This window comes from Streptomyces sp. NPDC013455, assembly GCF_040632975.1.
GTDB lineage: Bacteria > Actinomycetota > Actinomycetes > Streptomycetales > Streptomycetaceae > Streptomyces.
Map to the genome: position 1 here is coordinate 82,751 of NZ_JBEYCX010000005.1, position 15,249 is coordinate 97,999.

Annotated in this window: 10 protein-coding genes; 6 read left to right on the forward strand and 4 right to left on the reverse strand. The window is 73.5% G+C overall.

Translation table 11 applies throughout. The annotated features are described in order from the left end of the window. Positions 1 to 72 precede the first annotated feature (72 nt). Positions 73 to 1,197: an NAD(P)/FAD-dependent oxidoreductase gene (locus ABZ576_RS10805; RefSeq protein WP_360738602.1), complete on the reverse strand. Its 1,125-nt coding sequence runs from the start codon at positions 1,195 to 1,197 to the stop codon at positions 73 to 75. A gap of 51 nt (positions 1,198 to 1,248) precedes the next feature. Here ABZ576_RS10805 and ABZ576_RS10810 point away from each other — a divergent pair, with 51 nt between their 5' ends. Further along, positions 1,249 to 1,941 carry a TetR/AcrR family transcriptional regulator C-terminal domain-containing protein gene (locus ABZ576_RS10810; protein ID WP_360738604.1) on the forward strand — a complete coding sequence of 231 codons (693 nt, stop codon included), beginning with the start codon at positions 1,249 to 1,251 and terminating at the stop codon, positions 1,939 to 1,941. A gap of 239 nt (positions 1,942 to 2,180) precedes the next feature. Here the strand turns inward: ABZ576_RS10810 and ABZ576_RS10815 are convergent, their stop codons facing one another. Continuing rightward, positions 2,181 to 6,038, reverse strand: a complete 3,858-nt coding sequence (locus tag ABZ576_RS10815; protein WP_360738607.1) for a hypothetical protein — start codon at positions 6,036 to 6,038, stop codon at positions 2,181 to 2,183. Positions 6,039 to 6,309: 271 nt separating this feature from the next. On the opposite strand from ABZ576_RS10815, the gene ABZ576_RS10820 reads away from it, so the two are divergent. The 3 genes from ABZ576_RS10820 to ABZ576_RS10830 all read left to right on the forward strand — a co-directional run bounded on the left by ABZ576_RS10820 (position 6,310) and on the right by ABZ576_RS10830 (position 9,085). Next, the gene (locus ABZ576_RS10820; protein ID WP_360738610.1) at positions 6,310 to 6,456 is read left to right on the forward strand and encodes a hypothetical protein; all 147 of its coding nucleotides are present in this window, start codon (positions 6,310 to 6,312) and stop codon (positions 6,454 to 6,456) included. A gap of 1 nt (position 6,457) precedes the next feature. Beyond that, positions 6,458 to 7,459: a peptidoglycan-binding protein gene (locus ABZ576_RS10825; RefSeq protein WP_360738613.1), complete on the forward strand. Its 1,002-nt coding sequence runs from the start codon at positions 6,458 to 6,460 to the stop codon at positions 7,457 to 7,459. A gap of 435 nt (positions 7,460 to 7,894) precedes the next feature. Next, on the forward strand, positions 7,895 to 9,085 hold the full coding sequence (locus ABZ576_RS10830) for a S8 family peptidase (protein ID WP_360738615.1): 1,191 nt from the start codon (positions 7,895 to 7,897) through the stop codon (positions 9,083 to 9,085). Between the two features lie 67 nt (positions 9,086 to 9,152). On the opposite strand, the gene ABZ576_RS10835 is transcribed toward ABZ576_RS10830, so the two are convergent. Beyond that, positions 9,153 to 11,210, reverse strand: coding sequence for a discoidin domain-containing protein (locus tag ABZ576_RS10835; RefSeq protein WP_360739140.1), 2,058 nt, complete (start codon positions 11,208 to 11,210; stop codon positions 9,153 to 9,155). A gap of 417 nt (positions 11,211 to 11,627) precedes the next feature. On the opposite strand from ABZ576_RS10835, the gene msrA reads away from it, so the two are divergent. Then, the gene (gene msrA / locus ABZ576_RS10840; protein WP_360738617.1) at positions 11,628 to 12,149 is read left to right on the forward strand and encodes a peptide-methionine (S)-S-oxide reductase MsrA; all 522 of its coding nucleotides are present in this window, start codon (positions 11,628 to 11,630) and stop codon (positions 12,147 to 12,149) included. A gap of 43 nt (positions 12,150 to 12,192) precedes the next feature. Here msrA and ABZ576_RS10845 read toward each other — a convergent pair whose 3' ends face one another. Next, a complete protein-coding gene (locus ABZ576_RS10845) occupies positions 12,193 to 13,263 on the reverse strand; it encodes an acyl-CoA desaturase (protein WP_360738620.1) in 1,071 nt (356 codons plus the stop codon). A 365-nt stretch (positions 13,264 to 13,628) separates the two neighbouring features. On the opposite strand from ABZ576_RS10845, the gene ABZ576_RS10850 reads away from it, so the two are divergent. After that, a complete protein-coding gene (locus ABZ576_RS10850) occupies positions 13,629 to 15,131 on the forward strand; it encodes an AMP-binding protein (RefSeq protein WP_360738623.1) in 1,503 nt (500 codons plus the stop codon). Positions 15,132 to 15,249: the final 118 nt, after the last annotated feature.

Sequence of the window (15,249 nt, forward strand, 5' to 3'; positions counted from 1 at the left end):
GACTGCTGCGGTGCCGAACTGCCCCCTGAAGCCATGCCGAGCTGTTGGTGCTGGTGCTCTCGCGCCGGGCAGTCAGGATGGCTGGACTTGGTCGAAGAGGGCGAGGGCTTCGGCGGGGTCCGGGCTCACGAGTCGTTCCAGACCGGCCGTCGTGATCTTCGCCCACCTGCCGGCCCGTTCCCACATCCGTTCCTCGAAGGCGCGGACGGCCTCATCCGGATCCCCAGGGGCGGTGGCGGTGGCGATGGACTCGGCGAGCTCGGCGCCCTCCAGCATCGCGAGGTTCGCGCCCGCCCCCAGTGGGGGCATCAGGTGGGCGGCGTCGCCCAGTAGCGTCACCCCGGGGACATGGGTCCAGGTGTGGGACACGGGCAGGACGTAGAGGGGGCGGTGGACGAAAGCGGTGCCGCGACGGAGGAGGTCGAGGACGGGAGCGGTCCAGCCGTCGAACAGAGCCAGCAGGCTCGATCGCACGGCCTCGACGTTGGCGAGGTCCAGGTTCGCGTGCCAGTCCAGCGGCGCGCGGAACTGGGCGTACACCTTGACGTGGCCGCCGCTGTTGCGCTGGGCGACGAGCTTTCGGTTCACGCCGTACACAGCCACGGAACCGTCGCCGACCAGTCGGGCGAGGTCGGGGTGGCGGGTGTCGACGTCGTCGAGGGAGGTTTCGACCGTGGTGACGCCGGTGTAGTGCGGCGTCACCGGCGATACTGCCGGGCGGGTCCGGGACCAGGCGCCGTCCGCGCCGACCACGAGGTCGAACGTCTCCTGTCGCCCGTCCGCGAAATGGACCAGTACGCCGTCCCGGGTCCCCGGCACCACCTGTGTCACGCCCCGTCCCCACTGGACGTCGAGAGGGCCGAGCAGCATGTCACGGAGTTGCCCGCGGTCGATCTCGGGATTGGCCCGCTCATCCGGACGGGGCCGCCAGTCGCGCAGGACGGTCCCGGCCGTGTCCAGGATGCGCATGGCCTGCCCCTCGGGACGGGACAGCTTGTGGAACTCCTCCAGCAGCCCTGCCTTGTCCAGCGCGAGTTGGCCCAGCCCTTCGTGCATGTCCAGCGCGCCGCCCGGGGGGCGGGCATCGGGGGCGCGATCGCGTTCGAGGATGGTGACGGGGCAATGGTGGCGGTGCAGGACGCGGGCGAAGGTGAGGCCGCCGGGACCGGCCCCGACCACGGCGATGCGATGTCTCATCGATACACCGTATTGAAGCAATACGGTGTATCGCAACAGTACGATGTGACCATGACTGTGTGGGACCGGCCGGAGCCTCCGAGTCGCCCCGTGCCGCTCGACCGGGAGCGGATCGTCGCCGCCGCCATCGCCCTGGCCGACGAGGGCGGGCTGGAGGCGGTGTCGCTGCGCAAGGTCGCCGCCCGGCTGAACGCCGGCCCGATGCGACTGTACGGATACATCTCCACCAAGGAGGAGCTGTTCGACCTCATGGTGGACGAGGTCCAGGCCGAAATCCTCCCCGAGGAACAGCCCGGTGACTGGCGGGAGGCGCTGCGTGGCCTCGCCCACCGCACCAGGCAGGCAGCCCTTCGTCACGAATGGCTGGCCGACCTGCTCGGCCGCCGTCCGGCCCTGGGCCCGAACGGCCTCGCCGTGACCGAGACCACGCTGGCCGCCCTGGTCGGCCTCACCGACATCGACACCGTCATGCGGGCCGTGGAGACGGTCAGCGCCTACATCACCGGCGCGATCAGGCGCGAGATCACGAACCTGCGGGCCGAGCGCGCCACGGGCCTGTCCAAGCACGACTGGCAGCGCGCCCACGGCCCGCATGTGACAAGAATGCTGGCCACGGGCCGCTTCCCGGCACTGGCCAAGGCCGTGTACGACGGCACGGACGTGAACGCCGAGACATCCTTCGCGACCGGCCTGGACTGGGTTCTCGACGCCGTGGCCGCCAGACTCACCACGCCGCCGCCGTGACGCTTTGCTCTTGCCCGAGCGTCAGTCGTGGGCCTGATGCCGGTGGTCATCACGCACTGCGTGCCCGCGATCGAGAGGGACCACGACGGCTGACCTCGGTAGGGCGACGGCGCTGACGGCCGGGACGAAGCAGTGCTCGCGGACCGGGTTGCGGGAGCCGGCGCCGCACACCCCGCCGCCTTCCGCGCCGCCCAGTGGCCCCCGCCGGTTCCGCCGCCCCCGCCGACGCGGGCACCCGCTCAGCACACCTCGCGGTACGGCACGTCCGCCAGGTACATCCGCCACTGCGCACGTGACAGCCCGCCTCCGGCGCGCCGGCACACCGTGTCGGAGAGGTGCAGCGGGTCGAGGTCGACGTGCTGGACGGGGACGTAGGCGCCCGCGGCGTACAGGGTGTTGCCGTCGGCCGTGAAGGTGAGGTCGAGGATGGCGTCGCCGGCGGTGGGGACGTCGGTGCCCAGTCGCTGGCGGGAGGTGACGTCCCACAACCGCACGGTGCCCAGCGAGCCGGCCGCGGCCAGCGTGCCGCCGTCGGGGGAGAAGACCAGCGCGGTCGGCTCCTCCTGCGTCCCCGTGGCGCTCGTGTAGAAGCCGCCGGACAGCACACCCAGCGACGTGGCGCGCTCCGCGTCCCACAAGGTGATGCCTCCCTCGGTGTCCGCGAAGGCGGCCCGGCTGCCGTCGGGGCTCAGGGCGCCGACGCACGAGCAGTCCATCGTCGCCCGTGGCCGGTCGCGGCCGTCGGTCGAAAGCAGCGTGCCGGCGGCGGTCAGCAGGACACTGCCGTCGGCGGAGAGGGCGCTGATGTGGTCGACGCCACCGCCCCCGTCCCCCGAGCCGTGGCGGCGGACGGTCCCGAGCCTGCCGCCGTCGTCGGCGCTCCAGACGGTCACCGAGTCGTCGGTGTCACCGGTGGTCAGCAGTTCACGGCCGTCGGGGCCGAGAACCAGTCCGGTGAGGTGGCCGTCGCCGTGGTACGGCTCGATCTCGGTGAGCTTCCGGTTGCGGGCGGTGTCCCAGACCGTGACGCGTGTCGGCTCGCCCAGGGGGCCGGCCGGACCCGAGCCGAAGGCGAGGCGAGTGCCGTCGGCGCTCAGGGACAGCACCGGTGGGTCGCTGCCCACGGCGGTGCCGGCGGCCGGGGGCGGCCCGGCGGCGGCGATCCGGTACCGCAGCCGTCCGGTGCGCCCGTCGTGGATCCGCGGACCGGATCCCCCTCGGGTACGGCCGTCCAGGACGGCCAGCACCGAGCCGTCCGCGCTGAGCGCCGCCTCGGCCACCGCACGCGCGCCCCAGCGGGCCGCCAGCGTGGCGCCGATGTCGAGGCCGTGGACGACGGTCCGTCCGTCCGGCTCGTCGGTGGTGTAGCGCAGGACGCGGGCGGCGGTGTCGAAGCGGAGGTCGTCCGGCCGGGTGCCGGTGAGCGGATGGCGCAGGACGGGGGCCCCGGGGTGGTCCAGCCGCCACAGCAGGATGTCGTCGCCGCCCAGCGTGGCCACCAGCCTGCCGTCGGCGCTGAACTCGTAGCCGCGCGGCGCCGTGTGTTCGAGCGGTGGCAGCCGGCGGCCGGTGCCGACCGCGATCCGCCGCACGGCGGTCGCGTCCATCAGCGCCAGCGTGCGTCCGTCCGGTGAGAACCGAAGCCCGGACTCCGGCCGGCAGGGGAGCCGCTTCGGCCAGGCCGTGTCGATGCGGCGCTCGGCCCGCATGTCCCAGACGGCGACCCCCTCCGGCGTGCACAGGGCCACCAGCCGGTTGTCCGGGCTGGTGTCGCCGCCGTCGGACGAACCCACCGCGGGGGAGGACCACGTGAACAGGCGCCGCCCGCTGTCGGCGCCCCACACCTCCAGCCGCCCGCCGGTGACGAAGAGCAGGGCGCGCCCGCCGGAGCCGAACCCGTACCAGGACGCCGCGCGCGGGAACGGCAGCGCCTCCCCCGGCCGGGGAGCGGGCCCGTCCATGCCGCCCGGCGTCCCGTCGCCCGGCGTCCCGTCGCCCGGAGCGGGGCCCGGGGGCAGGGGGCGGACGGTGCCGGAGGGGCCCACGGTCCCGCCGTGGTACCGGGCGGCCCGGATGTCCCACAGACGCAGCCGCATGTCCTCCTCCGGCACCGGCACGGCCAGGTAGCGCCCGTCGGGGCTGAGGTCACCGGGGGCCGCGGACTCCCGCGCCGCGCGGGGCAGCCGGATGCGGTCGATCACCCGGCGGGTGCGCAGGTCCCGGCGGACGATCCCGCCGTCGCCGAGGCTGACGAGGGTCCGCCCGTCCGGGCCGAGCAGGTCGTCGTCCGCACCGGCGGGCAGGGAGAACGTGGGCAGGTCGTGCTGGGCGAGGGCGCCGATGAGGGCCGACCGCGTCTCCGGGGTCCGGCTGAGCCGCCAGGCGGCGACACTCAGCCGCAGCGCCGTCCTCGGGTCGGTGCTCCGCAGACCGGCGGCCGCGGTGGCCGCGCGGCGGGCGGTGGCGGCGAGGTGCTGGCGCTCGCTCGTACGGTGCTGCTGCCAGGCCACGGCACCGGCCACCAGGGCCAGCACCAGCAGCACGGACACCGAGCCCGCCAGCCCCCGCAGCCGCAGCCGGTCACGAGCGCGCAGGGCGGTACTGGCGTCCAGGAACTCCCGTTCGACCGGGGTCAGTTCGCGGTAGTGGTCGGCCGCGGCGAAGGTCTCGGCCGCCTCGGCCAGCCGGGTCCCCCGGTACAACGCGCCCGGGTCCCGGCCCAGTTCCCGCCATGCGTCGGCGGCCTGGGTGAGCCGGCGCAGGATCCGCAGCCGGTGCCGGTCGTCCTCGATCCAGCCCCGCAGCCGTGGCCAGGCGGTGATGAGGGCCTCGTGGGCGAGGTGGACGGTGTCCCCGTCGAGGGTGATCAGGCGGGCTCTGGCCAGGCGTTCGAGGACCGTGTCGACGGCGGCCGCCGACTGCGGTTGACCGGTGCGCAGTTCGGTGCGCTCCACCGGCCGGCAGGTGTCGGCGGTGCCGTCGCCGGGCGCGATCAGGCGCAGCAGCACCCGCCGGACCAGGGACGCCTGGCTTCCGGAGAGCCCGGCGTACAGGTCCTCCGCCGTCTGGGCGATGGCACCGCGTACGCCGCCGGCCGCCTCGTAGGCGCGCAGGGTCAGGGTGCGGCCGGAGCGCCGCCGCCAGGTCTCCAGCAGCGCGTGCGACAGCAGGGGCAGGCCGCCCGGCTCGCCGGCCACCTCCTCCACCAGCCGGGCGGTCAGCGCCCTCTCGACGGTGAGGCCGCGTGCCGTGGCCGGCCTGACCACCGCCTCGCGCAGCTCCTCGCGGTCCATCGCCGGCACCGGCACCGCGGCGTCCCGTAACACCCGCGCGAGGGCGGGGTGTTCCAGACAGCGGCCGTAGAAGTCGGCCCGCACGCCCAGCACCACCCGCAGCCGGCTGCCCGGCTCGCGGGCCGCCAGCAGCAGGTCGATGAACCGGGCGCGCTCCCGCGGGTCCGTGCAGAGCGTGAACACCTCCTCGAACTGGTCGACCACCACCAGCGTGTCGCCGGGGCCCCCGGCCGGCCGCAGCCGGTCCGCGTGGCCGCGCGCGGGGTGCGCGCCGGGCGTGACGATCCGGAGGGCGGCGAGGCGCAGCCCGGCGTCGGCGGGCCGCCGCAGCCGGGGTATCAGCCCGGCCCGCAGCAGGGAGGACTTGCCGCTGCCCGACGGCCCCAGCACCACCGCGCACCGGTGCCGGCGCACCAGCTCCGACAGGTCCTCCACGAGCCGCTCCCGGCCGAAGAAGACCGCCGCGTCACCGGGCTCGAACCGGGCCAGTCCCCGGTACGGCGACTCCTGCGCGTCCTCGTCCCCGCGGGGGAGGGCGGCCAGCTCGTCGGCGACGGCCTGCCGGCGCTTCTCCCACTCGGCCGGGTCCCCGCCGCACGCCGTGACGTAGGCCAGGGTCACCTCCCGCGTCGGCAGGCGCTCCCCCGCGGCGGCCTGCGAGAGCGCCGCCGGCGAATACGGCGTCCGCTGCGCCATCGCCCGGTACGTCGGCCCGCCGGCCCGCGCGCGCAGGTCCCGCAACGCGACCGCGAACCGCTGGACCGGTCCCGCCTCCGGATCGAGCGGGTTCTCCGGACGCCCCATCCCCTGTCTCCCCCCTGACCGCGCCGGCGCCGCCAACCCGCGCCGCGCCCCCACGTTAGGGGCCGGTCCGGCCACCTGCCAGGCGGCGCGTGGCGTCCGGCTCATTGATTACGTGCACGTAGGAGGGCTGTCAATCAACTCCGCGGCGGCTGAACTCGGTGTGCAGCGGCGCCGCCACGGCACGCCGCACAGCGCCGGCCGGCCGCGTCCGGACCGTCCGGCTCAGTGCACATCCGACGTGCACATCCGACTCGCAAGCGAAGGAGCGCTCATGACCGAGCCCGTTGAGATGCCGCCCTATCCGGTGGGCGGCGCGGGGATCTTCGACGTCGACCCCGACCAGGCCGGCGTCAGCCAGGACCCCGACGACGCGGTGACCGGAGACATCCAGGCCCTTCCCGAAGACGTGGAGTTCTGACATGGGCAACGTTCACGGCATGCTCGCCGCCGCCCGCAAGCTGCTCGGCACCACCGAGCACCCGCCCGGGTCCAACCGCAACGTGATCACCAAGTGGTACGGCTTCCCCGGCCCGTGGTGCGACATGGCCGTCAGCTACGCGGCCGCCCACTCCGACAACCTGTCCGCGATCGGCGGGAAGTTCGCCCTCACCACCGCCCACGCCCGCGCCTTCCAGAAGAAGGGCCGCTGGCACTACGGCGTCGGCGGGATCCGCCCCGGCGACATCGTGTTCTTCGACTGGTCCGGCTCGCGGTCCATCGGTGCCATCGATCACGTCGGGATCGTCGAGGCGGTGCACTCCAACCGCACCATCACCACCTTGGAGGGCAACACCTCCGACGCCTTCCGCCGCAGGCGGCGCACCTCCGCCTGCATCGTGGGCTACGGCCGTCCCGCCTACGGGGGAGGCGGCGCGCCGATGCCGTCCGGCGACGGCATCCTGCGTCTGGGGTCGAAGGGGCAGGCGGTCAAGACCCTGCAGAAGAACCTGAACACCGTGCAGAAGGCCGGGCTCACCGTGGACGGCGACTTCGGACCGGCCACCCAGAAGGCGGTCAAGACCTTCCAGGCCCACCACGGTCTGCGCGCGGACGGCGAGTACGGGCCGCAGTCGGCGGCGATGATGAAGGCGGCCCTGGCCGGCCGCAAGCAGCCGATCCGGCCGAAGGCCGTCGTCGCCGCCGGAGTGCTGGAGGTCGACGGCGTGTTCGGACCGGCGACCTGTGCGGCGCTCCAGCGCACCCTCAACAGCCGGGGCAAGGCGGGACTGGAGGTGGACGGAGCCTTCGGGCCGCTCACCGTCACCGCGTTGCAGCGGTACCTGAAGGTGACCGGGGACGGCGTCGTCGGCCCCCGGACGGTCGCCGCCCTGCGGAGCCACCTGGGCGCGAAGGCCGACGGCGAGTGGGACGCGGACACCACCCGCGCGCTCCAGAAGGCCCTCAACGCCGGGACCTTCTGACCGGCTCGCACACGACCGGAAGACCGTCACGGGGGGCGGGCCTTCCGGCCGGGACGGTGGACCGGGCACGCCCGGTCCACCGTCCCGCACCCGCACCGGCGAGCCGCGGGGGCCGCCCGCACACCACGCGGTTGCACGGAGCCCGCGCGCGCCGCTCCACCGCAGGTGAGCAGGTAGTGAAGAAATCGGCACGGTTCTTCCGTGATCATTCCTTGGCGATTCAACCAGCCTGAGAGGCTGCGCGTTTGCACGCGGGTTGCCTCGGATGTGCGGGAATCCTGTGGAGATCGATCATCAGTGGGACCTGAGGGGCACGTCAGGGGATTGATCTGCTCGCGACAAGTCGGCAGTCTCCAGGGCACGCGCAGCGCTGCCGTTCGAACGCGAATCCCCCCACTCCACGAGGAGACCCTCTTGTCGGCGCATCACCAACGCATGGGCAAGGCCAGGACCGCCACCGCGATCGCGGCCACCGTAACCGTCATCGGCACCGCGCTGTACGTGTCGCCCGTCGCCCGGGCGGGACAGCCGGCGGAAGGCACGGTCTTCGGTCTGAACGCCGAAGGAGCCGTGGCCGGCAGCTACATCGTCCTGCTGGACGAGAAGACGTCCTCGGCCGAGAAGAAGGAGCTGGCCGCCGAGTACGGCGGCGCGATCAGCCGGACCTACGGGTCGGCGGTGAACGGCTTCTCCGCCGACAGCCTCACCGAGACGGAGGCCAGGCGCCTCGCCGCGGACCCGGCGGTGGCCACCGTCGTGCAGAACAAGAAGTTCCACATCGACTCCCGCCAGGAGAACCCGCCCTCGTGGGGCCTGGACCGCATCGACCAGGGCGACACCGCGGGCGACGGCACGTACACCTACCCGGACAAGGCCGGGGAAGGGGTCACCGCGTACGTCATCGACACCGGCGTCCGCGTCAGCCACGAGGACTTCGAAGGCCGCGCCGTCTCCGGGTTCGACGCCGTCGACAACGACGACAAGGCCGACGACGGCAACGGCCACGGCACCCACGTCGCGGGCACCATCGCCGGCACCGCCCACGGCGTGGCCAAGAAAGCCAAGATCGTCGCGGTCAGAGTCCTCGACGACAACGGATCCGGGACCACCGAGCAGGTCGTCGCCGGCATCGACTGGGTGACCAGGAACCACCAGGGTCCCTCGGTGGCCAACATGAGCCTCGGCGGTGGCGCCGACCCGGCTCTCGACGAGGCGGTCAGGAAGGCCATCGCCTCGGGCGTCACTTTCGCGGTCGCGGCCGGGAACGAGTCGGTCGACGCCGGGCAGGGTTCACCGGCCCGCGTCCCCGAAGCCCTCACGGTCGCCTCCAGCACCAAGGACGACGCCCAGTCGGACTTCTCCAACTTCGGGAAAATCGTGGACCTTTACGCGCCGGGTTCGGACATCACCTCCGACTGGAACGACAGCGACCAGGGGACCAAGACGATCTCCGGCACCTCCATGGCCACGCCCCACGTCACCGGAGCGGCCGCCGTCTACCTCGCCGGGCACCCGGACGCCACTCCCGCTCAGGTCGCCGCCGCACTGACCGGCGGCGCCACCAGCGACAAGATCACCAACCCCGGCGGCGGAACGCCCAACAAGCTGCTGAAGATCACCGAGTAGGTCCCCGGCGCCCCCCGGGCCCGGTGGTGCCCCCCGTGTCCACGGGGGGCACCACCGGGCCCGTTCGTCAGTCGCCGTACACGCCGACCTCGTACAGCGAGTACCCCCACCGCGTGCCCCGCTCCGTCCCCTGGACGCGGACGTAGCGCGCCGGGGTGCCGGCGAACCGGGCCGTGTCGAGCCCGCCGTCACCCGTCGTGGTGGCCCACACCGTCCGCCAGTCCACCCCGTCAGCCGAGAGCTGGATGCCGTACGACTTCCCGTACGCGCGCTCCCAGTCGAGCGTGACCCGCGCGACGCGGTGGGTCGAGCCCAGGTCGATGCGCAGCCACTGGTCGTCGCTCCAGCCGCTGGCCCAGCGGGTGTCCCGGGTGCCGTCGACGGCGCGGCCGGCCGCGTAACCGACGAAGGGGTTCCACTCCGTCGAGGAGGCCGCGGCCGGGGCCCCCGCGGCGAGGTCGTCCCCCGCCCGGTGACGCTCGGTCGCCCCCCAGCTGTCGAGGTAGGACTCGGCGCCCCGGAAGAGGTCGTTCACCACCCCCTGGCCCCCGACGAGCCTGATGTCCTCGATCCAGTCCGGGACGAGGCCGTAGTGCGCGGCTCCGTCGGTGTTCAGGTCCCAGGTGCGGTCGCCGGTGGTCTGCCGGTCGATGAGGGAACCGCCGTCCACGCTGCGGAAGGGGTAGGTGACCTTGTTCGGCGTGTCCGCGCCCCGGGGGCCGGGCCAGCCGCCGACACCGTTCATGTCCGTGCCGAAGCCGTAGCCGACGTCGTACTTGTCGCGCAGCGCCGCGGTCCGGTGCGCCTCGGCCACGAACCCCTCGGAGCCGTGCATGTACTGGGCGATGAAGCCGCCGAGGCCGTAGACCCGCTCGGTCCAGTTCAGGTCCATCCAGCTGTGCGAGGAGATCACACCGGGGTAGGAGTCCGCCTCGAAGATGTCGAGCGCGCGGCCGACGGCCTTGACGCTCATGTGGTCGATCTCCAGCATCATCTTGCGTTTCATCATGCCCCGCACGGCGTACTCGCCGAGCTCGGTGAGCCCGCGGACGTTGCACCGGGCGTCCGCGTCGTACGACGGGACGCGCACGCCCGCCGGGAGCCTGGCCTCGGCCCCGGGCGCCGCGGCCGAGCCGATGGGGTTGTCGTGCTGCGGGCCCGTGCACTTCTCGGTCTTCCAGAAGGTGCCGGTCGACAGGAACTGCCCGACGTTGATGGCCGTTCCGAGGCCGCCGGAGTCGAAGCGCACCCCGCACAGCGCGTTGTCGAACTTGTGGCAGAGGAACATGCTGCGCACGCCCAGCGCGTACAGCTCGTCCAGGCCGGCGTCGATGTCCTTGCGGTCGCACTGCGCGACGTCCAGGACCTGCTTGCAGCCGAAGGGTTCGGAGGTCTCCACGCCCAGGACGACCGCCAGCTTGCCCTGCCGGACGACCTCGCGGGCCTGCGCGCTGTCGGTGACGACACGGAACCAGCCCTTGCCGGCGCCGCCGTACATCCTGTCGATGTAGGCCTGGAGGTCGTACGTCAGCTTCGCCTGCAGCCGGATGGACGTCATCTCGTCGCAGGGGCGGTCCTTGAAGAAGTACACCGAGCAGATCACGCCGTTGGTGACGAGGTCGTTGACGAGCACCCGCTGGCCGCCGCGCCAGGCCCGCTCCACCCAGGCGTAGTAGTTCTGCTGGTGGGTCAGCGAGTCGTGCGCGGGCCAGTTGGCGAACGTCGGCCAGCCGACCGGGTCGTGCCTGCCGTCACCGCCCTTGGTGATGAAGTCGAAGACGGCCAGCGAGCCGTCCGGGTAGTGCTCGGGGCAGTCCTTGAGCGCGTCGGCGATGCCGGCCTCGGAGAAGACCTTGCCGCAGATGAGGCGCCCGCCGAAGGCTTCGTTCGAGAACAGGTGGTCGTGCGCGTCGACGAATCCCCGCACCTCGCCGCGGGCATCGGTGCCCGTGAACGGCTCACCGGTGACGTCGATCCGGGAGTCCGGCGCCGGCCGTGCGTCCGGCACCCACCACTCGTCCCCGGCCGCCGAACTCGGGGTGGGCCCGAGCACGACGGCCAGGACGAGCAGGAGCAGCGAGACCACGGTGACGTCTGTGCGTCGGCGGTACGGGCGGCTGGTCACGGCCACGGCCCACGTCCCTCGGTCGGCGGGATGCGCGACCGGCCGGCGGGGTCGGGCCCCGGGACACGCGCGCATCCAATTTGTCATGTCTGCGTAAACCGTGCGCCATGAGAATCGCCAGTGCCGCCTCACGAGTCAAGACCGCGGTGCCGGGGAGCTTGGCCGGCGGGCCGCCGGACCCGCCCGACGCCGCACGCGTTCGATGCCCGCCCGGTGCGCTCGCGCGCACGGGACCCGTTCGATGCCCGCCCGGTGCCTGCTCGTGCGCACCGGACCCGTTCGATGCCCGCCCGGTGCCTGCTCGTGCGCACCGGACCCGTTCGATGCCCGCTCGCGCGGAGTAATAAGCTGGACGGACGTGAGAACCGTACGTCGAGGACCGTGCCGGACAGCGGCCCGAGGGTGAGGGAGCAACCGATGACATCGGAGAACGAGCGGGCCGTACTGGCGGGCGGTTGTTTCTGGGGCATGCAGGACCTGATCCGCAAGCAGCCGGGCGTACTGTCCACCCGCGTCGGGTACAGCGGCGGCGACACGCCGAACGCCACCTACCGCGACCACGGCGACCACGCCGAAGCCATCGAGATCCTCTTCGATCCCGGGGTCACGAGCTACCGCGACATCCTGGAGTTCTTCTTTCAGATCCACGACCCGACCACCAGGGACCGCCAGGGCAACGACATCGGGCGCAGCTACCGGTCCGCCATCTTCTACACCGACGAGGAACAGCACCGCGTCGCCCTGGACACCATCGCGGACGTCGAGGCGAGCGGGCTGTGGCCGGGCAAGGTGGTCACCGAGGTCGAGCCCGTGGGCGACTTCTGGGAGGCCGAACCCGAGCACCAGGACTACCTGGAACGCTACCCGAACGGCTACACCTGCCACTTCCCGCGCCCCAACTGGAAGCTGCCGCGCCGGACTTCGACACCCACGAGCTGAAGAACCGGCCGGGCCGCCCCGCTTCCGCCGGTCCGGTCCTCCCTCACGCCCTGCGCCGCTGCCTGATCGGCTCGCCCACGCGGTGCAGGTGCGTCAGGGCCTCGCGGTAGGACCGGATCAGCCCGGTCTCGTGGTAAGGCACTCCGATCTCGGCGCAGTACTGCCGCACGATCACCCGGGCCCGGCGCAGGTGCACCGCGGGCATGCTCGGGAACAGGTGGTGCTCGATCTGGTGGTTGAGCCCGCCCAGCAGCAGGTCGGTGAGCCGGCCGCCCCGCACGTTGCGTGAGGTCAGCACCTGGCGCCGCAGGAAATCGAGCTGCTCGTCACCGGTAAGGGTCGGCATCCCCTTGTGGTTCGGGGCGAAGGTGCAGCCCAGGTAGACACCGAACAGGCACTGGTTCACCGCGAGGAACGCCACCGCCCTGCCGGGGGAGAGCGCCAGGAACGGGGCGGCGAACACCACGGCGATGTGCAGCAGGAGCAGGGTGCCCTCCAGCAGCCGGTTCTTCAGAAACGGTGCCCGCAGCGCCCGCAGGCCGGCGACGTGCAGGTTGAAGGCCTCCAGGGTCAGCAACGGGAAGAACAGCGCCGCCTGGTGACCGCCGATGAGGCGGGCCGGGCCCCGGCTGGCGCGGGCCTGTCCGGCCGACCACACCAGGATGTCGGGGGCGACGTCGGGGTCCAGCTCCTCATGGTTGGGGTGGGCGTGGTGGCGGGTGTGCTTGTTCATCCACCACCCGTAGCTCATGCCGACACCGAGATTGCCGAACAGGCGTCCCCAGATCTCGCTGTGCCGGCGGCGCCGGAAGACCTGTCCGTGCGCCAGGTCGTGCGCCACCAGGGCGACCTGCCCGAACACCAGGGCGAGGACGGCGGCGACGGCCAGTTGCCACCACGTGTCGCCGAGCGCGAGGAAGGCCCCCCACACGGCGGCGTACGACCCGGTCACGAGAGCGAGCCGCACCGCGTAGTAGCCGGGGCGCCGCTCGAGCAGGCCGGCCGCGGCCACCCGCCGGGACAGCACGGCGAAGTCGCTGCCGGCACCGGGGCTCGGCGCGCCCGGGCCGGCGGCGGAGGGGGTTGCCACGGGGGCGTCGGGAGAGATCGTCATGCCGGAATTCTCGTGACGGCCGTACGCCCGAAGAAGCCTGCCAGCCACCGGGGGCACACGACGCCTGCCCCCACCGTCAGCCGGGGGTTACCCCCAGGACGCCCTGGTCAGGGCCGTGTGACACGTCCCGGTCCTCCTCCCGGCCCAGCCCGCCCGCCGACGCGCGCCCGCCCGCTTCACGGCCCGGCGGACACCTTGGTTCACCGCGCGGGCGGCTTGCCCCGCGGTCCGGCGGGCACCCGTGCGTCCCCCCCCGTCGGCGGCTTGCCCGTCCGGGGCCCGCGGCCGCATGGTGTGGTGCGTGTGACGTGACGGGCCCCGCGCGGCGCGGCCGCCGCCTCGGCCCGTCCCGGGATGGAGTCCTCGTGCCCGCTGCCTACGTCACCGATCTCGTCGAGGCCTTCCAGGACCACAGCGGCCGGCCGGCCCTCGGCTCCGGGCGCCGCGTGCTCACCTTCGAACAGGCTCTGGACGAGGTGTGGCGGCTGGCCGGGGCGCTGCGGGAACTGGGCGTCGGGCGCGCGACCGGGTTGGCGTGCGTGAGCGGCAACCGCCTCGAGACGCTGCTGGTCCGGCTGGCGGCCCACGTGCTCGGGGCGCGGCTGACCCACGTGGTGATCGAGTCCGCCACCCACCACCTGGCGCACATCCTGGCCGACTGCCGGCCGGAGCTGGTGGTGGCCGACACCCCCGTCCCCGACACGGGAGCACGCCGCATCACCCTCGACGACCTGCTGCGGTCGGCCGCCGGCCGGCCGGCCGAGCCGGTGCCGGTGGCCGCGCGGGAGGAGGACATCGCCCGCGTCACCTACACGAGCGGCACGACCGGCCTGCCGAAAGGCGTGGCGTCCACCTTCGCCGCCCTGCGGGCGCGCGCCGCCCGGACCCGCCGTCACGAGGGTGCCGAGCCGGTGTTCGTCTCGGTCACCTCCCTGGCCCAGCGGGCCGGCGGGCGGTGCCTGGAGCACCTGCTCGCCGGGGGCAGGGCGGAGATCCTCGACCCCTTCGACCCGCCGGGGTTCGCCGCGGTCTGCGCCCGCCTGGCCCCGGTGACCACCTATCTGCTGCCGTCGACGCTGTACCGGCTGCTCGACCACCCCGCCACCGCCGACGGGATCCCCGGGCTGGTCTCCGTGTCGTACGGCAGCTCGCGCATCCTCCCCGGGCGGCTCGAAGAGGCCCTGCGCGTGTACGGCGCGGACTTCCGCCAGGGCTACGGGACGAACGAGGCGGCGGTGATCTCCCGGCTCTCTCCCGCCGACCACGCCGCCGCCCTGGACGGCAGGCCGCACCTGCTCGCCTCCGCCGGACGGCCGGTGCCCGGCGTCGAGCTGTCCCTGCGGGACGGGGAGGGACGGGAGGTGCCCGCCGGCCGGTGCGGTGAGGTGTGGACGCGCTCGCCGGCGATGATGGCCGGCTACTGGCACCGCCCCGACCTGGACGCCGAGGTGCTGCGGGACGGCTGGCTGCGCACCGGGGACGTCGGCCACCGCGACGAGGACGGCTACCTGTATCTGGTCGACCGGGTCGACGACATGATCGTCGTGGCGGGCGACAACATCCACTGCGGGCCCGTCGAGGCCGCTCTGTCCCGGCATCCGGCCGTGGCCCAGGCGGCGGTGGCCGGCCGCGAGAGCGCCGTCACCGGCGAGGAGATCCACGCCTTCCTCATGCCGGCGGCGGGGCACGAGCCCAGCGACCGGATCGCCGCCGAGGCGTGCCGGCTCGTGGCCGACGCCCTGTCGCAGGCCCACCGGCCCGCCGTGGTGCACTGGGTGGACCACATCCCCCTGACCCCCTCCGGCAAGCCGGACAAGCAACGGCTGCGGGAGGGGACCCCGCCCCGGAGCACGGGTCCCGGTACCTGACCTGCCGCGGCGCTGGCGCCCGCCCGGTCCCGCGTGCCGCCGCGCCCCAGGCTCCCTCCGCAGGCGGCGAGCGGGCCCGCACGAGCGCGGCGCCGCACGGGGTGACGGCCCGGCGTGG

Bases quoted from the DNA above. Each gene is read 5' to 3' on its own strand.
- ABZ576_RS10805 (WP_360738602.1), bottom strand. From the start codon at position 1,197: ATGAGACATCGCATCGCCGTGGTCGGGGCCGGTCCCGGCGGCCTCACC.
- ABZ576_RS10810 (WP_360738604.1), top strand. From the start codon at position 1,249: ATGACTGTGTGGGACCGGCCGGAGCCTCCGAGTCGCCCCGTGCCGCTC.
- ABZ576_RS10815 (WP_360738607.1), bottom strand. From the start codon at position 6,038: ATGGGGCGTCCGGAGAACCCGCTCGATCCGGAGGCGGGACCGGTCCAG.
- ABZ576_RS10820 (WP_360738610.1), top strand. From the start codon at position 6,310: ATGACCGAGCCCGTTGAGATGCCGCCCTATCCGGTGGGCGGCGCGGGG.
- ABZ576_RS10825 (WP_360738613.1), top strand. From the start codon at position 6,458: ATGGGCAACGTTCACGGCATGCTCGCCGCCGCCCGCAAGCTGCTCGGC.
- ABZ576_RS10830 (WP_360738615.1), top strand. From the start codon at position 7,895: ATGGGCAAGGCCAGGACCGCCACCGCGATCGCGGCCACCGTAACCGTC.
- msrA (WP_360738617.1), top strand. From the start codon at position 11,628: ATGACATCGGAGAACGAGCGGGCCGTACTGGCGGGCGGTTGTTTCTGG.
- ABZ576_RS10845 (WP_360738620.1), bottom strand. From the start codon at position 13,263: ATGACGATCTCTCCCGACGCCCCCGTGGCAACCCCCTCCGCCGCCGGC.